The organism is Microtetraspora fusca, from assembly GCF_001570365.1.
GTDB classification, from domain to species: Bacteria; Actinomycetota; Actinomycetes; order Streptosporangiales; family Streptosporangiaceae; genus Microtetraspora; species Microtetraspora fusca.
The window spans coordinates 80,350-99,902 of record NZ_BBYK01000041.1 but is presented as its reverse complement, the minus strand read 5'-3'; the positions used below and the strand labels follow the sequence as shown (position 1 = coordinate 99,902).

At 71.8% G+C, this 19,553-nt stretch carries 19 protein-coding genes; 2 read left to right on the top strand and 17 right to left on the bottom strand.

All coding sequences use genetic code 11. The annotated features are described in order from the left end of the window. Nucleotides 1-117: 117 nt before the first annotated feature. Nucleotides 118-810 carry an acVLRF1 family peptidyl-tRNA hydrolase gene (locus tag AWQ68_RS07830; RefSeq protein WP_066936971.1) on the bottom strand — a complete coding sequence of 231 codons (693 nt, stop codon included), beginning with the start codon at nucleotides 808-810 and terminating at the stop codon, nucleotides 118-120. A 195-nt stretch (nucleotides 811-1,005) separates the two neighbouring features. Between AWQ68_RS07830 and AWQ68_RS07825 the strand changes: the two genes are divergently transcribed. Next, complete coding sequence (locus AWQ68_RS07825; RefSeq protein WP_245655798.1) at nucleotides 1,006-2,205, top strand: EAL domain-containing protein; 1,200 nt, start codon at nucleotides 1,006-1,008, stop codon at nucleotides 2,203-2,205. A gap of 21 nt (nucleotides 2,206-2,226) precedes the next feature. Here the strand turns inward: AWQ68_RS07825 and AWQ68_RS07820 are convergent, their stop codons facing one another. The 4 genes from AWQ68_RS07820 to AWQ68_RS07805 are packed head-to-tail and all read right to left on the bottom strand — an operon-like array spanning nucleotide 2,227 to nucleotide 5,636. After that, nucleotides 2,227-2,832, bottom strand: coding sequence for a response regulator transcription factor (locus AWQ68_RS07820; RefSeq protein WP_066936968.1), 606 nt, complete (start codon nucleotides 2,830-2,832; stop codon nucleotides 2,227-2,229). 10 nt (nucleotides 2,833-2,842) lie between these two features. Continuing rightward, nucleotides 2,843-4,018 carry a sensor histidine kinase gene (locus AWQ68_RS07815; protein ID WP_084463758.1) on the bottom strand — a complete coding sequence of 392 codons (1,176 nt, stop codon included), beginning with the start codon at nucleotides 4,016-4,018 and terminating at the stop codon, nucleotides 2,843-2,845. Then, entirely contained in the window at nucleotides 4,015-4,752 is a 738-nt protein-coding gene (locus tag AWQ68_RS07810) for an ABC transporter permease (RefSeq protein ID WP_066936961.1), read from the bottom strand. Before AWQ68_RS07810 ends, AWQ68_RS07815 begins: the two co-directional genes overlap by 4 nt. Further along, entirely contained in the window at nucleotides 4,752-5,636 is an 885-nt protein-coding gene (locus AWQ68_RS07805) for an ABC transporter ATP-binding protein (RefSeq protein ID WP_084463757.1), read from the bottom strand. The genes AWQ68_RS07810 and AWQ68_RS07805 overlap by 1 nt, the downstream gene beginning before the upstream one ends. Nucleotides 5,637-5,846: 210 nt before the next feature. Between AWQ68_RS07805 and AWQ68_RS07800 the strand changes: the two genes are divergently transcribed. Beyond that, the gene (locus AWQ68_RS07800; RefSeq protein ID WP_066936959.1) at nucleotides 5,847-7,460 is read left to right on the top strand and encodes a serine/threonine-protein kinase; all 1,614 of its coding nucleotides are present in this window, start codon (nucleotides 5,847-5,849) and stop codon (nucleotides 7,458-7,460) included. A gap of 52 nt (nucleotides 7,461-7,512) precedes the next feature. Here AWQ68_RS07800 and hisG read toward each other — a convergent pair whose 3' ends face one another. From hisG to AWQ68_RS07740, 12 genes are all read right to left on the bottom strand, one after another. After that, nucleotides 7,513-8,358 carry an ATP phosphoribosyltransferase gene (hisG, locus tag AWQ68_RS07795; RefSeq protein WP_066936957.1) on the bottom strand — a complete coding sequence of 282 codons (846 nt, stop codon included), beginning with the start codon at nucleotides 8,356-8,358 and terminating at the stop codon, nucleotides 7,513-7,515. 69 nt (nucleotides 8,359-8,427) lie between these two features. Further along, a complete protein-coding gene (locus AWQ68_RS07790; protein WP_066936954.1) occupies nucleotides 8,428-8,691 on the bottom strand; it encodes a phosphoribosyl-ATP diphosphatase in 264 nt (87 codons plus the stop codon). A gap of 145 nt (nucleotides 8,692-8,836) precedes the next feature. Then, on the bottom strand, nucleotides 8,837-9,802 hold the full coding sequence (locus AWQ68_RS07785; protein WP_066936949.1) for an acetylxylan esterase: 966 nt from the start codon (nucleotides 9,800-9,802) through the stop codon (nucleotides 8,837-8,839). Nucleotides 9,803-10,118: 316 nt separating this feature from the next. Then, nucleotides 10,119-12,374 (bottom strand): DEAD/DEAH box helicase, encoded by a 2,256-nt coding sequence (locus tag AWQ68_RS07780; RefSeq protein WP_157545019.1) that lies wholly within the window; start codon nucleotides 12,372-12,374, stop codon nucleotides 10,119-10,121. A gap of 553 nt (nucleotides 12,375-12,927) precedes the next feature. Further along, on the bottom strand, nucleotides 12,928-13,293 hold the full coding sequence (locus AWQ68_RS07775; protein ID WP_066936943.1) for a metal-sulfur cluster assembly factor: 366 nt from the start codon (nucleotides 13,291-13,293) through the stop codon (nucleotides 12,928-12,930). 28 nt (nucleotides 13,294-13,321) lie between these two features. Continuing rightward, entirely contained in the window at nucleotides 13,322-13,759 is a 438-nt protein-coding gene (gene sufU / locus AWQ68_RS07770; RefSeq protein WP_066936940.1) for a Fe-S cluster assembly sulfur transfer protein SufU, read from the bottom strand. A gap of 3 nt (nucleotides 13,760-13,762) precedes the next feature. After that, nucleotides 13,763-15,025, bottom strand: a complete 1,263-nt coding sequence (locus AWQ68_RS07765; RefSeq protein ID WP_066936938.1) for a cysteine desulfurase — start codon at nucleotides 15,023-15,025, stop codon at nucleotides 13,763-13,765. Then, on the bottom strand, nucleotides 15,025-15,771 hold the full coding sequence (gene sufC, locus AWQ68_RS07760) for a Fe-S cluster assembly ATPase SufC (RefSeq protein WP_066936935.1): 747 nt from the start codon (nucleotides 15,769-15,771) through the stop codon (nucleotides 15,025-15,027). The genes AWQ68_RS07765 and sufC overlap by 1 nt, the downstream gene beginning before the upstream one ends. 3 nt (nucleotides 15,772-15,774) lie before the next feature. Continuing rightward, nucleotides 15,775-16,089, bottom strand: coding sequence for a Rieske (2Fe-2S) protein (locus tag AWQ68_RS07755; protein WP_066936932.1), 315 nt, complete (start codon nucleotides 16,087-16,089; stop codon nucleotides 15,775-15,777). Beyond that, nucleotides 16,086-17,219: a Fe-S cluster assembly protein SufD gene (gene sufD, locus AWQ68_RS07750; RefSeq protein WP_066936929.1), complete on the bottom strand. Its 1,134-nt coding sequence runs from the start codon at nucleotides 17,217-17,219 to the stop codon at nucleotides 16,086-16,088. The genes AWQ68_RS07755 and sufD overlap by 4 nt, the downstream gene beginning before the upstream one ends. Then, nucleotides 17,219-18,631, bottom strand: a complete 1,413-nt coding sequence (sufB, locus tag AWQ68_RS07745; protein WP_066936926.1) for a Fe-S cluster assembly protein SufB — start codon at nucleotides 18,629-18,631, stop codon at nucleotides 17,219-17,221. The genes sufD and sufB overlap by 1 nt, the downstream gene beginning before the upstream one ends. After that, nucleotides 18,628-19,371 (bottom strand): helix-turn-helix transcriptional regulator, encoded by a 744-nt coding sequence (locus AWQ68_RS07740; RefSeq protein ID WP_066937689.1) that lies wholly within the window; start codon nucleotides 19,369-19,371, stop codon nucleotides 18,628-18,630. Before AWQ68_RS07740 ends, sufB begins: the two co-directional genes overlap by 4 nt. Between the last annotated feature and the right edge of the window lie 182 nt (nucleotides 19,372-19,553).

Sequence of the window (19,553 nt, the reverse complement as noted above, 5' to 3'; positions counted from 1 at the left end):
CTCGGGGAGATGATCTAGTCGGGAGCGCGCATAGCGCCCAGTGTACGGCCTGTGCACCGCTCCTCCCGGGACCGCGAGATCCGCGGCGGCTCCCACCGGCCGCCGGGCTGTACCGGTTCAGCCGACGACGCGGACCCGGACCGCGCGGAACGTCGCCGGCGCCTCCCTGAGGACGGCCAGCCGGGGATCGGGCACCGTGAGGAACGGCGGCCGCTCCAGGGCCAGCAACGGGGCCAGCCGCCGGTCGCGGCGCACGCCGTCGATCGTCCGCCGGTCCCCGCCGAGCACGACCGCCTCCAGCTCGTCGGCGTACGGCAGCAGCACGCGCGCGGCGACGTCGGCCGCCGCCTCCAGCGCCTCGGCCGACTGCTTCTCCCTGCGCCGGGCGAACCGCTGCTGCGACCACCCTCCCGCCGCGCTGCGGCCGTGAACCTGCCGGGAGCCGACCTTGGAGGTCACCAGCCGCTCCCCGTCGAACACGCCCGCCGCATAGCCGCCGAGCCGTACGAGCAGGACGCCGACCAGGCGGTCGCGGCGCGCGTGCGCGGCGAGCGCCGCCACCTGTCCGGCGGCCCGCTCCGGGCCTTCTCCCGGAAGCGGGTGTCCGGGGGCCTCTCCCAGCGTCAGGGGCGGGAACGGGACGTGCAGTTCGGCCACCGCGCCGTCGGCGGCGGTCAGCCGTACGAGACCGGGGGTCGCGGTCGCCTCGGCGCCGCCGTGCCGGGCCGCGAAACCGCCCGCCCAGCGCTCGACGCGCTCGGGGGCCACGGTCACCCATCTGCCCCCGCCCGCGGCCGGTCGTGCCGTCATGAGACCAGAGGTTAGCTGGCGGGCGTTCAGGGGGCGCGGCGGGGAGCGTTCCGGCGGCTCCGAAGGGCGGGTCGGGTCGCCCGATGACGTGCCGGACCTGCGGCGATATATCCCCACAGAACAGCAGGGGAAAAGTGGATGAACTTCGCTTCCCGTCCTGCCGATCACAGGTATCGGGGCAGCACAATTCAACCCGTGTCGGTCCCCCTCCCCTTCGCGGCGCCACCCGCCCAGGCCGCCCCGGACGCACCCGCGCCCGGCTCCTCCGGCGCCCACCCGCGGGCTCCCGGCCATCCGCCCACCCCGGTCTTCGTGCCGATCGTGGACCTCGACACCGGCGGCGTCGTCGCGGTGGAGGTGAACGCGGGCGACGTGCCGGGGCTCCCGCCGTCCGACGTCTCCGGCACGGTGCGGGGCCTGCTCGCCGCGTCACGGGCGGCGGCCCTGCTCCCGCTCGTGCTGCCGATCCCGGCCCGCGCGGTGATCGGCGGCTCCGCCGGCCTGGCCCCGCTGCACGAGGCGGTGCGCGTGTCGGGCCGCAGGTCGCGCGAGCTGATCCTGGTGATCGAGGGAGAGGTCCCGGAGGCCGACCGGCGCGCCCTGCTCGCCGGCATCGACGGCCTGCGGGCGGCCGGATACCTCATCGCCTTCGGCGGGCTCGGCAGCGCGCCGCTGCCCCTCGACCTGCTCGCCGACGCCTCGCCGTACGTGGTGGTGCTGGCGCGCGACCTGGTGGACCGCGTGCCGCGCGACCCGCGCCGCAGCGCGCTCGCCGAGTCGCTCGTCGGGGTGGCACGCTCCCTCGGCGTGCACGTGCTCGCCCCCGGCCTGCGGGACGAGGCGCAACTCTCCGCGACGCGCGGGTGGGGCATCCGGCTGGCGCAGGGCCCGCTGCTCGCACCGATCGACTGGAAGCCGTCGGCGGGGCGGGTCCGGGTGCGCGTCCCGCTTCCCGTGCCGGACACCGTGCACCCGGGGGCGCTGCTCGGACCGCGGGTCCAGGAGCTGCTGCTCCCCGGCGTGACGCTGTCCGCCGAGGCGACCGCGGAGGAGGTGGTCGGAGCGTTCGGCTCCGAGCCGTCGATCAGCAGCGTCATCCTGGTGGACGAGTACCAGCGGCCGGTGGGGAGCGCCGACCGGAGCCGCTTCCTGCTCTTCATGGCCGGCGCGTACGGCCACGCACTGCACGCCAAGAAGCCGGCCAGGCGCATCGCGGACGCCCCGAGGACGGTGCCCAGGACGACGCCCGCGATCGCGGCGATGCAGCTCGCCGGCCGTGACGCGTCCCGGGTCTACGACGATCTGGTGGTGGTCGACGAGGTCGGCCGCTGTATGGGCATCGTCCGCGTCGGCGACCTCATCCGCAACGTGGCCGGCCTGCGGTCCGCCCGCTGACCCGGGCCGCGCGGCCGGAGGTCAGAGCCAGCCCTGAAGCCGCGACCGCTGTACGGCCTCGATGCGGTTGCGCGCGCCGGTCTTCTGGATCGCCGAGGAGAGGTAGTTGCGTACCGTGCCCTCGGAAAGATGCAGCGCGCGGGCGATGTCCACGATCGTGGAGCCGTCCGCGGCCGCGACAAGGACGTCGCGTTCCCGGCGCGAGAGGGGGTTCGGTCCCGCGCTGAGAGCGGCGGCGGCCAGGCCGGGATCGATCACCCGCTCGCCGCCGAGCACCCGCCGGATCGCGACCGCCAGCTCACGCGCCGGGCTGTCCTTGACGAGGAACCCGTAGGCGCCCGCCTCCATGGCCTGGCGCAGGTATCCCGGCCGTCCGAAGGTCGTCAGGATCACCACCCGGCACCCGGGCGTCCGCGCGCGGATCCGCGCGGCGGCGGCGATGCCGTCCAGCACGGGCATCTCGATGTCCAGGAGGGCGACGTCGGGCTCGAGGCGCTCCACGACGGCGACCGCCTCCTCTCCGGTGGCCGCCTCCCCCACGACCTCGATGTCGGGCTCCAGGTCCAGCAGCGACGCCAGCGCTCCCCTGACCATCGCCTGGTCCTCGGCGAGGATGACGCGGATCATGTGCCCGAGCCTAAACGGCGGGGACGCCGGTGTCGCAAGCGCTGTCCTCGTCCGCCGCGTGCGGAGCGGGCACGGCGATCCGCAGCCGGAATCCGCCCGGCGACGGCCCGGCCTCCATCGCGCCTCCCTCCGCGCGGACCCGTTCCGCGAGGCCGCGCAGGCCGCTCCCCGGCTCGTACGGCCCGGCGACGCCGTCATCGGTGACATCGAGCGTGGCACGGGTCCCGTCGTTGGCGACGGTGATCTTGCAGCGGGTGGCGCGGGCGTGCCGTACGACGTTGGTGGCGGCCTCGCGCACGGCCCAGCCGAAGAGGCCGTCGAGGCCGCCGGGCAGCGGCGTGCCGGAGACGCGGACGGTCACGGTCAGGCCCGCGGCGCCGAGCGCGGAGCGCGCGCCGTCGAGTTCCTCGGAGAATCCGCGCTGCCGGTACCCGGTGACGGCCTCGCGCACCTCGACGAGCGCCTGCCGCGCCACGGACTCGATGTCGGCGACCTCCCCTGCGACGCGGCCGGACCCCTGCTCGGCCAGCCGACCGGCCAGCTCGCTTTTCAGCACGATCAGCGACAGGCTGTGTCCGAGCAGGTCGTGCAGGTCTCGCGCGATTCGGAGCCGCTCGTCGCTCGCCGCCAGCCGGGCGACCTCCCGCTGCGCGTCCTCGAGCTGGACGATGAGCATGCGCGTGTTGCGGACGCTGGCGAACAGGATGCCGAGGGTCCACACCTGCATCACGAGCAGCAGCACGGTGCCGATCTCGGCTCCCGCGACCAGGCAGTCGACGAGGACGACCAGGGCCATCGCCGCCATCGCCCCCAGTGCGGGCCGCGGGGGCAGCGCCATGGAGAGCATCACGGTGACGTAGATCGGCAACGCGGTCCACCCGCCCCGGAAGACGAGCGGGAACACCACCGCCATCAGCGTCGCCAGGGCCATCAGCGCGACCGTCCGCCTGCCGCGCTCGCCGTGCTCCCCCGGGCTGAGGACGGCGGCGACGTAGGTCACCACGAACACCCCGAGGGCGACGCTCTGCCAGACCGCCTCCGCGCCGGAGACCTGACCGGTCACGATGTCGGACACCGGGTAGGCGAGGTACATGAAGCCGAACGAGATGCCCATCAGGCGCCGCAGCCGCGACCCCCGCCCCCTCGTCCTGCCGAACGTGAAGACGCGCTCCAGCCTGCCGGTCATGCCCGGACTGTAGCCCGCCGGAAGGCGAAGATGGCGAACGCGACCAGAGCGACGCCCCACCCGAGGATGCCGAGGACCGCCGAGGCGGGCGGCGCCTCTCCCGCGACGATCCGCCAGCCGATCGTGGCGTAGTCGTTCGAGGGAAGCACCTTGGCGATCGTCCGCATGGTCTCCGGCATGATGTCGAGGGGGATCCAGAGACCTCCGAGCAGCGCGAGCCCGAACATGCCGATCATGGCGAGCGGCTGGGCCGTGTCGGGACGCGTCAGCGAGCCGATGGTCAGGCCGAGCGCGGCGAACGGGATCACGCCGAGCCACATCGCGACGACGAGCCCGGCCCACTCCCCCGGCGGAAGCGAGACGCCCTGCGTGAGGACGGCCGCCAAGCCGACGAGCAGGAGCGCGGGCAGGGTGAGCAGCATGGACACGATCAGCTTGGTCACGATGAACGACCAGCTGGGCAGCGGCGTGATCTGGAGCTGGCGCAGCCAGCCGCTCTCCCGCTCCTGCGCCCAGGGGACCGCCGTGGACATGATGGACGAGGCCAGCGCGCCGTACGCGCCCATGGAGACCATCAGGATCACGCTGGCCTTCACCCCGGTGGTCTCGTCCACCTGGTCACCCCACAGGTTGGAGTAGAGCAGGTAGAAGCCGAGGGGGAACGCCACGACGAAGACGGCGTAGCGCTTGTTGCGCAGCATCCGCAGCGCTTCGATCTTGATGTGCTTCACCATCAGGACTCCTGGGTCAGTGCGAGGAAGGCGTCCTCGAGATCGGCCCCGGCGATCTCGAGGCCGCGCACGTCGAGGGTGGTCTTGCGGTAGAGCGCGTCGACGGTGGCGTCGGGGTCGCTCGTCCTGAGTACGGCACGGCCCGATGTGATCTCGACCCCGATGACGCCGGGCAGCGTGTCGAGGCCGGCGACGGACTGCGTGCCCATCGTGAAGCTCACCGCCTGGCCTCCGACCCCGGACTTGATCTCGGCGGCCGTCCCGTCGGCGACGATCCGGCCGCGTGCGATGACGACGACCCTGTCGGAGTTCTCGTCGGCCTCCTCCAGGTAGTGGGTGGCGAACAGGACCGTGCGCCCCTGCGCCGCGTACGCCCGGATGTTGTCCCAGAAGGCGCGGCGGGACTCGACGTCCATGGCGGCGGTGGGCTCGTCGAGGATGAGGAGCCGGGGAGCGCCCGCGATGGCCAGCGCGAACCGTACCCGCTGGGTCTGTCCGCCGGACAGCCGTCCGGCCCTGCGTCCGGCCAGGTCGGTGAGATCGGCCATGCGCAGGATCTCGTCGAGGGGAAGGGGGTCGGGGTAGAGGCTCCGGACGAAGCCGACGGTCTCGGCGACGGTCAGTTCGGGGATCAGCGTCCCCTCCTGGAGCATGGCGCCGACATCCCCGCGGGCGATGGCCCGTTCGGGGGTCTCCCCGAAGATCCTGATCTGGCCGCTGGTGGGGCGGAGCAGGCCGAGCAGCATGTTGATCGAGGTGGACTTGCCGGCGCCGTTCGGCCCCAGCAGGGCGACCGTACGGCCCGCGGGGATGTCGAGATCGAGCCCGTCCACCGCGAGTACGTCCCCGTAGGCCCGTGTGACCTGGGAGAAGGAGATGGCGTTCACGCACCGATGCTAGGCGGCGTGCCGCGGCGCGCCGCAGTTCCATACCTCCGGCTTTCTCTATGACATTTGTCAGAGAAGCGCGCTTGTGCACCTGCCCTGTCCGGGGACCGGACAGGCGGCGACCGGGGGCGGGGCCGAGCGGGCCCGGTCCACTTGATCCCTCCGTTAGGGTGTTCGTCATCCTTTGACGCTGATGTGTAGGGGGTTGCGGTGAACGGCTGGGTGGGAGTCTCCTCCGTGCTCGGCGACCGCTACCGCCTGGACGCGCCGATCGGCCGGGGCGGGATGGCCGAGGTGTGGCGCGGGCACGACCTGGTCCGCGACCTGCCGGTGGCGGTCAAGGTCTTCGCGGCCGAGGGGTCCGATCCGTCCATGCGGGCCCGGTTCGCCCAGGAAGCGCGCACCGCCGCGCGGGTGGTCCACCCCAACGTCGTCAGCGTGTACGACGTGGGCGAGCACGGGGGGCGGCCGTTCCTCGTGATGGAGCTGCTCTCGGGCCGGAGCCTGGCCGAGGAGCTGGCCGCGCGGGGGCCGCTGGGGGTGGACGAGGTCCGCCACCTGGTCGGGCAGGTGGCCGTCGCTTTGGACGCCGCGCATCGGGCCGGGGTCGTGCACCGCGACATCAAGCCCGCCAACCTGCACCTGACCGACAGCGGCCAGGTCAAGGTGGTCGACTTCGGCATCGCCCGGCTGGCGGACGAGGCGGCGGGGCGGCTCACCGCCGTCGGCATGATCGTCGGCACCGCCGCGTACCTGTCGCCCGAGCAGATCATGGGACGCCCCGGTGACGCGGCCAGCGACATGTACGCCCTCGGCTGTGTGTGGTACGAGCTGCTGTGCGGCCACCCGCCGTTCGCCGGGTCGTCGGCCGAGCTGGTCTTCCAGCACATCCAGCAGCCGCCCCCGCCGCCGCGCCGCTTCCGTCCGGAGCTCCCGGCGGACCTGGAGGCGCTGGTGCTGGCGCTGCTGGAGAAGGAGCCGAGCGCCCGGCCGACGGCCGGAGAGGTGATCGCCCGGACCCGGAACGCCCCGCCCCCGCCTCCCGGCCCGGCGCGGGCCGGCGACACGGCGATGCTCGACATGACCGGCGCCGGGCTCTTCGAGGGCGGCGGCGCGGCGTCCGGCCGGCCTCCACAGGCCTATCAGGGCGGCGGGGCGCCCGCGCATGGGCACACCGGGCACACGGCCGCCTGGCCGCCCACGTCCGGATACGGCGAACATGTCGCCTACCCGCACGGCGGCCCGACGGCGCAGACGTCCGTCACGCCGGGGCCGTGGTCGTCCGGAGGCTCCGGACGCCCGAAGCGCGGCGGGACGTCCCGGCGCAAGGGGGCGATGATCGCGGCCGGCGCGGCCGTCCCCGTCCTGGCCGTGGCGTGGCTGGTCTGGCCGTCCTCGACGTCCACGCCCGACGCCGCCGCGGCGGCTCCCACCAGTGCCGCGACGGCGCCCGCGCCCGTACGGCGGAGCCCGTCCGCCACCCCGAAACCGACCCGGTCGGTCACCCCGACGCCGCCGGCTCCGTCTCCGTCGCCCACCAGGACCGTGAACGGCCCCCAGGCGTGGCTGGCCGGGCTCGCGAGCGCGCTGGCCGCCCAGGAGCAGCAGGGCGGCATCGACTCCGACACGGCCGAGAAGGTACGCCACAAGATCGAGGAGATGCGGGAGAAGCTCGCGGACGGCAAGCCCGAGAAGGTGCGCAAGAAGCTGCGCGAGCTCGGCCGGACGGTGAGCGAGGCGCGGCGAAAGGGCCGGCTGGCCTCAACCGGACCGCTGGTCGACTACCTGAACCGGTCCGGCCTCCTGTACGACCACCGGCGCTGATCCCGGAGCCGTCCAGCGGCTCCGGGAGGCTCGCCGAGACCGGCGGCGGGCGTCAGAGGCGGCAGGCGTAGATGGCCGTGACCAGGATGGCCTTGGCGCCGATCTCCCAGAGCTGGTCCATGATCTGCTGGTGGCCCTTGCGCGGCACCATGGCGCGTACGGCGACCCAGCCCTCGCGGTGCAGCGGCGACACCGTCGGGCCCTCGACGCCGGGCGTGATCGCGATGGCGTCGTCGATCCGCTCGACGCGGATGTCGTAGTCCATCATCACGTAGTCGCGGGCGACCAGAACGCCCTGGAGCCGCCGGATGAGCTGCTGGAAACCGTTCGTCTCGGTGGCGCCGGTCCGCTTGATGAGCACGGCCTCGGAGTGGGCGATGGGCTCCCCGAAGACCTCCAGGCCGACGTTGCGGAGCGTCGTGCCGGTCTCGACCACGTCGGCGACCGCGTCGGCGACGCCGAGCCGTATCGCCGTCTCGACCGCGCCGTCGAGCTTGATGACCCGCGCGTCGACGCCCTCCTCGGCGAGGTACTTGCCGAGCAGACCGGCGTAGGAGGTGGCGATCCGCAGGCCGGCCAGGTCGGTGACGCTGCCGTACCGTCCGGGGGGCGCGGCGAAGCGGAACGTGGACCGGCCGAAGCCCAGCGGCACGACCTCCTCGGCCGGCGCGCCGGAGTCGAAGAGCATGTCGCGGCCGGTGATGCCGGCGTCGAGCGTGCCCTCGCCGACGTAGACGGCGATGTCGCGGGGACGCAGGAAGAACAGCTCGCAGGAGTTCTCGGGGTCGACGACCACGAGCTCCTTGCTGTCGGTGCGCGGGCGGTACCCCGCCTCTTTCAGGATGATCTGGGCGGCTTCGGCGAGCGCGCCCTTGTTCGGTACGGCAAGACGCAGCATGGTGTGACGGAACCCCTTCGGGACGCGGATGACGAGGTCATTGGACGCGTTTCGGCCGCCTGCGGCGGCCTAGAGATGCTTGTAGACCTCGTCGAGTCCGATGCCGCGCGCCAGCATGAGGACCTGCACGTGGTAGAGGAGCTGGGAGATCTCCTCCGCGGCTCGCTCCGTGGACTCGTGCTCGGCGGCCATCCAGCTCTCGGCGGCCTCCTCGACGACCTTCTTCCCGATGGCATGGACCCCGGCGTCCAGCGCGGCCACGGTGCCCGAGCCCGAGGGCCGGGTGCGCGCCTTCTCCGACAGCTCGGCGTACAGCTCTTCGAAGGTCTTCATGATCTCTTTCAGGGTTGTCGGGCGATGCGGAACCAGCGTAGTCGGTCCGCGCGACCGGGCGCGTCCCGGCACTCCCCCGCCGTACGTGTCCGGTGGCGGAGGCCCGCCGCGGGCCTCCGCGCGCCGTCGTCGGGCCGATGCGAGGTCAGCCGAAGATCTTCCTGGCGATCTTCAGGTGCTCCAGGTCCTGCACCGACTGGCCGCCCTCGTGCCCGTTGAACGGCCAGACCGAGATGTCCTTGGGACCGGCGTAGTGGTTGTAGGCGGCGAAGACGGTCGAGGCCGGGGTGACCTCGTCGCGCAGCCCCACGGAAAACCGGGCGGGCACCGTCGCCCTGGCCGCGAAGTTCGTCCCGTCGAAGTAGGCCAGGGTGGCGAAGACGTCCTCGACCCGCTCCCGGTTGACCGCGCAGAACCGGCTCAACTCCCCGTACGGCAGGGCGTCGGTGACCTCGACGGCGCGCCGGATGTGGCACATGAACGGCACGTCGACGAAGGCGTAGGAGATCTCGGGTGCGAGCGCGGCCGCGGCCAGGGCCATGCCGCCGCCCTGGCTGGCGCCCGAGACCGCGATGCGCTCCGCGTCCACGGCGGGGTGCGCCCGGGCCGCCTCGACTGCGCGCACCACGTCGGTGTAGAGGCGCCGGTAGTAGTACCCGTCGCGGTCGAGCACGCCGCGGGTCAGCTTCCCGGCGGTCTCGGGGCCGGTCCCGGGGGCCGGGTCGGGCGTGTCCCCCTGCCGCCAGCCGCCGCCCTGGCCCCGGGTGTCCATCACGAACACCGCGTATCCGGCGGACGGCCACAGCAGCCAGTCGTGCGGCAGGCCCCGCCCGCCGTTGTAGCCGATGTACTCGACGACGCAGGGCAGCGGCCCGTCCGGCGAGGCGGGGGTGAGCAGCCACCCCTTGATCGGGTGCCCGCCGAACCCGGCGAAGGTCACGTCGTACACGTCCACGCGCGCGAGGTGGGCGTCGTGGGGCGTGAAGGTGGCCGCGAGGTCGAACGTACGGGCCTCGCGCAGGGTCCGCTCCCAGAAGTCGTCGAAGTCGGCGGGGTCGTCCCGTTCCGGGAGGTAGGCGCGAAGCTGGTCGAGCGGCAGGTCGACGAACACAGGGGGACTCCTTACGACAGGCGCGCGGGTGGGGACGCCGCTGGCGGGGATCGTGCCGGGAGCCGCGGGAGGCGATCCCGGTGACGTGGAACCTACCTGATGGACTCAGGCCCGGATGTCCGCGGGCTCGTGGAACCGTCGGCCGGAAAACGGCGAGCGCCGGTGCCCGTGTGGGACACCGGCGCTCGCCGGATCACATGTCACTCGACGGCCCTGGGAGGTGCCGCATCGCCGCCGAACCGATCTCGACACCGGCGGACCAGACTGCCCTGATCACGCCGGCTCGGCACCGTCGCGCGGCCGTGAGGATCGGGCCTCAGCGGCCGGAGCGGTTGCCGGAGTGGCCTCCGGGGCGCCCACCGGGGCGACCGCCCTGGCGGAAACCACCGCCGCGCGGGGAGCGGAAGTCACCGCGGCCGTCCGGGCGGCGCTCGCCCCGGTGGCCGTCACGGTGGCCTTCGCGGTGGCCGCCGCGCTCGCCGTTGCCATGACCGTCGCGGTGGCCGCCGCGCTCGCCGTCCCGGTAGCCGCCACGCTGCTCGGAGCGGCCCTCCCCGCTCTGGCCGCGCGACCGGTCGCGGAACCCGCCGTACGAGCCCCGGCCCTCGCCGAAGGAGCCACGCGAGCGGTCCCCCTGGTAGCCGCGGTCGTCGCGGCGCCCGTCACGCTCGCCCCGGTAGGAGCCGCCGTCCCGGTCCCCGCGGAAGGGACGGTCTCCCTGGCCGCGGCGGTCGCCCTGGTAGGAGGAGCCGCTCTCACGGCCGCCTCGGTAGGAGCCGCCGTCGCGGTCCCGGCGGAACGGGCGAGCGTCGCGATCGTTCCGGGAGGAGCGGTCACGGTCGTCGCGGGAGGGGCGGTCGCCACCGTCCCGGTCGCCCCTGAACGGGCGGCCTTCCCGGCCCTGACGCTCGTCACGGAACGGACGGCGCTCGCGGTCGTCGCGGAACGGGCGGTCGCCGCCGTCGCGGTGACCGCGGAACGGACGGCCCTCACGGCGCTCGTGGCCTTCACCGACCTCGCGGTCCGCGCCGAAAGGCCGGTCCTCCTGGCCGCCACGGAAGGCACGGCCGTCACGGTCGTTCTGGAACGGACGGCGCTCGCGGTCCTCGCGGAACGAGTTCCCGTCCTCGTCGCGCCGACCCCTGTACCCGCCGCCGTACTCGCCGTCGCGGGCGGGGCGGTCGTCGCGGTCGAACCGGCGCTCCCTGCGGTCGCCGAAGCGGCGCGGACGGCCTTCGCCGGCCGGGCCCTCGCGGCGCTGCCGCAGCGGCTTGCGCACGTCGGGCTCCCACACGGGGATCGCCTCGCCGCTGGGCTGCCGCGCGCCGGCGACCTCGGCGAGCACCTCGTCGCCGGGGCGCACCCGGTGCCGCGACGGCGTGATGCCCGCGCGCCGGGTCATCGCGTCGGTGGAGCGGCGCTCGTTCGGCATGACGAGCGTCACGACGCTGCCGCTCTCACCCGCGCGGGCCGTACGGCCGCCGCGGTGCAGGTAGCTCTTGTGGTCCATCGGAGGGTCGACGTGGAGCACCAGGCTGACGTCGTCGACGTGGATGCCCCGGGCCGCCACGTCGGTGCAGACCAGCACGCTCACGTTGCCCTCGCGGAACTCCCCGAGGATGCGGGTGCGCTGGTTCTGCCGCTTGCCGCCGTGCAGGCCGCCGGCCCGGACGCCGACGCGGGCGAGCTGCTTGACGACGCGGTCCACCCCGTGCTGGGTGCGCACGAACAGGATCGTACGGCCCTCGCGGTTGGCGATCTCGGCGGTCACGTCGACCTTGTCGTCCCGGTGGACCTGGAAGAGGTGGTGCTCCATGGTCGCCACCGACGAGGCCGCCGGAGCGAGCGAGTGGGTCACCGGGTCGGTGAGGAACTTCTGGACGAGCTTGTCCACGTCGCCGTCGAGCGTGGCGGAGAAGAGCAGCCGCTGCCCGTCGGAGGGGGTGGCGTCCAGGATCGCGCTCACCACGGGGAAGAAGCCGAGGTCGCACATGTGGTCGGCCTCGTCGAGCACGGTGACCTGGACGTCCTCGAGCGAGCACTCACCCTGCTCCATGAGGTCGGTGAGGCGTCCGGGCGTGGCCACGACGATCTCGACGCCGCGGCGCAGGGACTCGATCTGCCGTCCCATCGACATGCCGCCGACGACGGTCCTGGTGCGCAGCGACAGCCCCCGGCCCAGCGGCTCAAGAGTGTCGGCGACCTGGAGGGCCAGCTCGCGGGTGGGGACGAGGATGACGGCGCGCGGGCGCTTGGGCAGCGCGCGCTCCCCGGCGACGCGGGCCATGGTGGGCAGGCCGAAGGCGAGCGTCTTGCCCGAGCCGGTCTGTCCCCGGCCGAGGACGTCGCGGCCGGCGAGAACGTCGGGGATCGCCGCGCTCTGGATGGGGAACGGCTCGGTGATGCCCTCCCTGGCCAGCCCGGAGACGAGCGGCCGCGGCAGGCCGAGCGACGTGAAGTCGGCGGCGCCGGACGGCGCGGAGGAGATCTGGGAGGAGGTGGCGGCCTCGGACGAGGCGGCGGTGTCATCCTCGGGCGAGGACGCGGGGGAAACATGGCCAGCGTCAAGCATGGTCACGAGGTTCGTGCCTTTCATCGAAGTCGACGTGTCGAAACACGGGGGCGCGTCACTTCTGCGAAAGGACGAGCCAGGACAGGTACGGCGGCGCCGTACTTCATTCATTCGTACGCAGGGGTGTTCATGGTCGGGGCTGCCAGGATCGTTTCCTGGACGGACACAAAGTCCGGCGCCGCCAAGCGATGCGGCGGGCAGGCCCCTGCGTCAGGCGGTGGCGTCGCGTGATGCGCGCCTCGCGTGGTGCGGCACCACGGTCAATCCGGCGACCTCGGTGTTCCCGCAGTCGTGCAGGTCACCCGCATGGATACGAGCGGCCTTGTCACGGACACCGTCATTCAAGTCGCTTCGGGCATAACGAGATGCAACCCTACACCATTCCCTCAGCCACCAACATCACGGTGACGACCCCGCCCGGCACGGTCACGCGCGTTCTCCCGAGGAGGCTCCACCCGCGTGCGGGACACCGCGACGGTGGCTCGCGCCCGGCGGCACGGGAACGGGCCGACCCCCGGCCGGGAAGCCCGGGGTCGGCCCGTGGAAAGTCCGGTCAGACGTTGAAGCCCAGCATCCGGAGCTGCTCGCGACCCTCGTCGGTGATCTTGTCCGGGCCCCACGGCGGGAGCCACACCCAGTTGATCACGACGTTGGACACGAGGTCGGCGAGGGCCGAGTTGGCCTGGTCCTCGATGACGTCGGTCAGCGGGCAGGCCGCGCTGGTCAGCGTCATGTCCACCGTGGCGATGGGCCGCTCGCCCTCGCCGGCGGGGTCGAGGTTGACCCCGTAGATCAGGCCGAGGTCGACCACGTTGATCCCCAGCTCGGGGTCCACGACGTCCTTCAGTGCCTCCAGGACGTCGTCGAGGGAGGTATCTCCGTCGAACGTCGCCGTGGGGGTCTCGGTCGGCTTGCTCACGCCATCCTCCTTACGTTCGTTCGAGGGGTCACGCCTGGCTCCGCAGCACGGCGTCCTTGTAGGCCATCCAGGACAGCAGCGCGCACTTGACCCGGGCGGGGAACTTCGCCACTCCGGCGAAGGCGACCGCGTCGCCGAGCACGTCCTCGTCGGCCTCGACCTGGCCCCGCCCCTGCATGAGCCGGGTGAACTCGTCGACCACCGAGAGGGACTCCTCGATCGTGGAGCCGGTGGCGAGCTCGTGCAGCACGGAGGCCGCCGCCTGGCTGATCGAGCAGCCCTGTCCGTCGTAGGAGACGTCCAGCACCTTGCCGCCGTCACCCAGCTTCACCCGCAGCGTGACCTCGTCGCCGCAGGTCGGGTTCACATGGTGCACCTCTGCGTCGAACGGCTCACGCAGCCCGCGGCCCTGCGGGTGCTTGTAGTGCTCCAGGATGAGCTCCTGGTACATGGATTCAGCGATCATGGCTCAGCCGAACACCTTCTGGACATGGTGGAGGCCGCGGACCAGAGCGTCGACCTCGGCCGTCGTGTTGTACAGGTAGAACGACGCCCGAGTGGTCGCGGGAATTCCGAACCGCAGGTGAAGCGGCCGGGCGCAGTGGTGTCCTACCCGTACGGCGATGCCGAACACGTCGTCCAGGATCTGGCCGACGTCGTGCGGGTGGATACCCTCAAGGGTGAACGAGACCGTGCCGCCGCGCGCGATGACGGTGCGCGGGCCGACGATCCGCAGGCCGGGGATCTCCCCCAGCGCGTCGAGGGTGTAACCGGTGAGCTCCCGCTCGTGCTGCTTGATCGCGTCCATGCCGATCGACGTCAGGTAGTCGACCGCGGCGCCGAGGCCGACGGCCTCGACGATCGGCGGCGTCCCGGCCTCGAACTTGTGCGGCACGGGGGCGTAGGTCGAGTGGTCCATCCAGACCGCCTCGATCATCTCGCCGCCGCCGAGGAACGGCGGCATGGCCTCGAGCAGCTCGCGGCGGCCCCACAGCACGCCGATGCCGGACGGGCCGAGCATCTTGTGCCCGGTGAAGGCGACGAAGTCGACGTCGAGGTCGGCCACGTCCACCCGCTGGTGGGGCACCGACTGCGAGGCGTCGATCATCATCAGCGCGCCGACCTCGCGGACCCGGGCCAGGATCGGCGAGATCGAGTTGACCGTGCCGAGCACGTTCGACTGGTGGACGATCGAGACGATCTTGGTGCGCTCGTTGACCAGCTCGTCGAGGTTGTCCAGGGAGAGACGGCCCTCGTCGGTGACGGAGAACCAGCGCAGCGTCGCGCCCGTGCGCTGGGCGAGGAGCTGCCACGGCACGATGTTGGAGTGGTGCTCCATCTCCGTGATGACGATCTCGTCGCCGGGGCCGACCCGGAACCGCTCGTCGGTGTTGATCGGGTTGCCGAAGGCGTACGCGACCAGGTTGATCGCCTCGGAGGCGTTCTTGGTGAAGACGATCTCGTCTCGCGACGACGCGCCCACGAACGCGGCGATCTTGTCGCGGGCCGCCTCGTACGCCTCGGTCGACTCGCTGCCGAGCGCGTGCAGCGCCCGGCCGACGTTGCCGTAGTGCTGGGCCAGGTGCTCGCGCATGGTGTCGATCACCTGGGCGGGCTTCTGGGAGGAGTTGCCCGAGTCGAGGTAGACCAGCGGCCGGCCGCCGGGCAGCTCGCGGGAGAGGATCGGGAAGTCCTTCCTGACCCTCTCCACGTCGAAGCTCGGAACGCTCATTACGCGGACGCCTTCACGTAGGACTCGTAACCCTCGTCCTCCAGCTTGTCGGCCAGCTCGGGGCCGCCCTCCTCGACGATGCGGCCGCCGGCGAAGACGTGCACGAAGTCGGGCTTCACATAGCGGAGGATGCGGGTGTAGTGGGTGATCAGCAGCACGCCGGTGTCGCCGGTGTCGCGGAACCGGTTGATGCCCTCGGAGACGACGCGGAGGGCGTCGACGTCGAGGCCGGAGTCGGTCTCGTCCAGGACGGCGATCTTCGGCTTGAGGAGCTCGAGCTGGAGGATCTCGTGCCGCTTCTTCTCGCCGCCGGAGAAGCCCTCGTTGGTGTTGCGCTGCGCGAACGCCGGGTCGATGGACAGGGCGTCCATGCCGTTCTTCAGGTCCTTGGCGAACTCGCGCAGCTTGGGGGCCTCGCCGCGCACGGCGGTGACCGCGGAGCGCAGGAAGTTGGAGACGCTCACACCGGGCACCTCGACCGGGTACTGCATCGCGAGGAAGAGGCCGGCCCGGGCCCGCTCGTCCACCGACATGGCGAGCATGTCCTCGCCGTCGAGCAGCACGGCGCCCGAGGTGATGGTGTACTTCGGGTGACCGGCGATCGCGTACGCGAGGGTGGACTTGCCGGAGCCGTTCGGCCCCATGATCGCGTGCGTCTCGCCCGCGCTGACGGTCAGGTTGACGCCGCGCAGGATCTCCTTGTCGCCCACGGCGACGTGCAGGTCACGAATCTCAAGGGTTGACACGTATTACTCCTTCGAGAGCGAGACGTACACGTCATCGCCGTCGATCTTGACTCGGTAGACGTTCACGGGCTTGGTGGCGGGCGGGCCGGTGGGCTTGCCGGAGCGCAGGTCGAAGCACGAGCCGTGCAGCCAGCACTCCAGGGTGTGGTCGTAGACCTCGCCCTCGCTCAGCTTCACCTCCGCGTGCGAGCACACGTCGTGCAGCGCGAAGACCTCACCGCCGGTGCGGACGAGCGCGACCGGGATGTCCCCCACCTCGACGCCCAGGGCGCCGTCGTCGGGGATGTCGCTGACCTTGCAGACCTTCTCGAAACTCATCGCGCGAGCTCAGCCTCCACTGCGGACAGCACCCGCTCGCGGATCTCCTCGACTTCGATCTTCTCCAGGAGCTGGGCGAAGAAGCCGTGCACCACGAGACGGCGGGCCTCGTCGTACGGGATGCCGCGAGCCTGCAGGTAGAAGATGTGCTCGTCGTCGAGACGGCCGGAGGCGGAGGCGTGGCCCGCCCCGGCGACCTCGCCGGTGAGGATCTCCAGGTTCGGCACCGAGTCGGCGCGGGCGCCGTCGGTGAGCAGGAGGTTCCGGTTGAGCTCGTAGGTGTCGGTGCCCTCGGCCTCGGCCCGGATGATCACATCGCCGATCCACACGGCGTGCGCCCCGTCGCCCTGCAGCGCGCCCTTGTAGGTCACGTTGCTGCGGCAGTTGGGCACCCCGTGGTCCACCCAGAGGCGGTGCTCCAGGTGCTGCCCGGCGTCCACGAAGTAGAGCCCGGTCAGGTCGGCGTCGCCGCCCGGAGCGGTGTACGACACGGACGGCGAGAGCCGTACGAGGTCGCCGCCGAGGGTCACCACGAAGGACCGGAACGTCGCGTCCTTGCCGAGCTGCGCGTGGTGGTGGGAGACGTGGACGGCGCCGTCGGCCCAGTCCTGCAGGCTGACGACCTTGAGGGTCGCGCCCTCGCCGACCGCGAACTCGACGTTGTCGGCGTAGACCGCGCCGCCGGTGTGGTCGAGGACCAGCACCGCCTGCGCCATCGGCTCGACCCGGACCACGATGTGGCCGTAGGTGGCCCCGTGGCCCGCGCCCTCGCCGAGGCCGCGCACGTTGATCACGGTCGGCCGGGAGGCCACGACCTCCCGGGGCACCGTGATGACGGTCGCCTTCTCGAACGAGGCGTACGCCTGAGCGCTGACCCGGTCGGACGGCACGTAGGCGGCGCCGATCCTGGAGTCGTCGCGGCCGACCGTCTCCACGGTCACCTCGGGCGCGGCGTCCACCTCGACCACGACGTTGCCCGTGGGCGCGGCCGTGCCGTTGTGGAGCCCCTTGAGGCGGGACAGCGGCGTGAACCGCCACTCCTCCTCGCGGCCGGTCGGCACCGGGAAGTCGGCCGGGTCGTACGACGACTCCGCGTGGAGCTTGGACACCGGCATCGTTTCCAGACCCATCAGCCGACGGCCCCTTCCATCTGCAGCTCGATCAGGCGGTTCAGCTCCAGGGCGTACTCCATCGGGAGCTCCCTGGCGATCGGCTCGACGAAGCCGCGCACGATCATCGCCATCGCCTCGTCCTCGTTCAGGCCGCGGCTCATCAGGTAGAAGAGCTGGTCCTCGGACACCTTGGAGACCGTCGCCTCGTGCCCCATCGACACGTCGTCCTCGCGGACGTCCACGTAGGGGTAGGTGTCGGAGCGGCTGATCTGGTCCACCAGCAGCGCGTCACACTTCACCGTGGACGCCGACCCGGCCGCACCCTCCTCGATCTGGACGAGGCCGCGGTAGGACGTGCGGCCGCCGCCGCGGGCGACGGACTTGGACACGATCGTGCTCGACGTCTTGGGCGCGAGGTGCACCATCTTGGCGCCGGCGTCCTGGTGCTGGCCCTCACCCGCGAAGGCCACCGACAGGGTCTCGCCCTTGGCGTGCTCGCCCATCAGGTAGACCGCCGGGTACTTCATCGTGACCTTGGAGCCGATGTTGCCGTCGATCCACTCCATGGTCGCGCCCTCGTACGCCACGGCGCGCTTGGTGACCAGGTTGTAGACGTTGTTCGACCAGTTCTGGATGGTCGTGTACCGGCAGCGGGCGTTCTTCTTCACGATGATCTCGACGACCGCCGAGTGCAGCGAGTCGGACGAGTAGATCGGCGCGGTGCAGCCCTCGACGTAGTGGACGTAGGAGTTCTCGTCCACGATGATCAGGGTCCGCTCGAACTGGCCCATGTTCTCGGTGTTGATCCGGAAGTAGGCCTGGAGCGGGATCTCCACGTTCACGTTCGGCGGCACGTAGATGAAGGAGCCGCCCGACCAGACCGCGGTGTTCAGCGAGGCGAACTTGTTGTCGCCGACCGGGATCACCGAGCCGAAGTACTCCTTGAAGATGTCCTCGTGCTCGCGCAGGCCGGTGTCGGTGTCGACGAAGATGACGCCCTTCTCCTCAAGGTCCTCACGGATCTTGTGGTAGACGACCTCCGACTCGTACTGGGCGGCCACGCCCGCGATCAGGCGCTGCTTCTCCGCGTCGGGGATGCCGAGCTTGTCGTAGGTGTTCTTGATGTCGGCGGGCAGTTCGTCCCAGGAGGCGGCCTGCTTCTCCGTGGACCGGACGAAGTACTTGATGTTGTCGAAATCGATGCCGGACAGGTCCGAGCCCCACGTCGGCATCGGCTTCTTCCCGAACAGCCGCAGGCCCTTGAGGCGCAGGTCGAGCATCCACTCCGGCTCGTTCTTGAGCTGGGAGATGTTGCGGACGACCTCCTCGGACAGGCCACGGCGGGCCGCGGCACCGGCCACATCCGAGTCGGCCCAGCCGAACTTGTAATTCCCGAGGCCTTCCAGCTCCGGGCGGTCGGTGAGAGTCACCTTCCGGTCTCCTTGCTCGTCGTTTCATGACTGCGCGCGTGCCGTACGGCCAGCGCGTGAGAACTCACGTGTGTGGTGCAGACCCCGTCACCGTTGGCGATCGTGGCCAGTCGTTGCACCGGTGTGCCGAGCAGTTGCCCGAACGCCTCCGTCTCGGCCTCGCACAGCTGCGGGAACTTCGCGGCGACGTGCGCGACCGGGCAGTGGTGCTGGCAGAGCTGCTCGCCTCCTATGGCCGTCTCCGTCGCGGAGGCGGCGTAGCCCTCGGCGGACAACGCCTCGGCCAGCACGCGGATCCGCTGGTCGGCGGGGACCTCGCGCATGACCGACTCCAGCCTGTCGACCAAGCCGGCGACCTGTGCCCGCGCGAACTCGGACACGGCCTCGTCTCCGAGCCGCTCGGCCAGGAAGCGCAACGCGCTGCCCGCCAGGTCGTCGTACGCGTGGACGAAGGCGCTGCGGCCCGCGTCGGTGATCGCGAACAGCTTGGCCGGCCGCCCCCTGCCCCGCTGGCCGCGCGGCCTCGCCGTACGGGGTGCGATCATCCCGTCGGCGAGCAACGCGTCCAGGTGGCGGCGGACGGCCGCGGGGGTGAGCCCCAGCCGTTCGCCCAGGTCGGCGGCGGTCACCGGACCGTGTTCGAGGATGAGACGCGCGACCCGCGCCCGCGTGCCACGCTCGGCGGACAGCGCGCTTCCCACCGCGATCTCGGCCCTGCTCTCGGCTGTGCTGCCGGGCACGCCGGAAAGCCGCGTCACCGCGGCCTCCTCGACGTTCGTCTTCCCGGGCACGTATTTCACAACATCAGTGTGCCGTAATTGCTTCCCTCGCCACAAACGAAGGCCGGAACCGTCCGGAATGCAATTAGTCACGCAGGGTAGGCTTACCTAACACTGCCCGCCCGGCGCCCGGGGACGGCCGA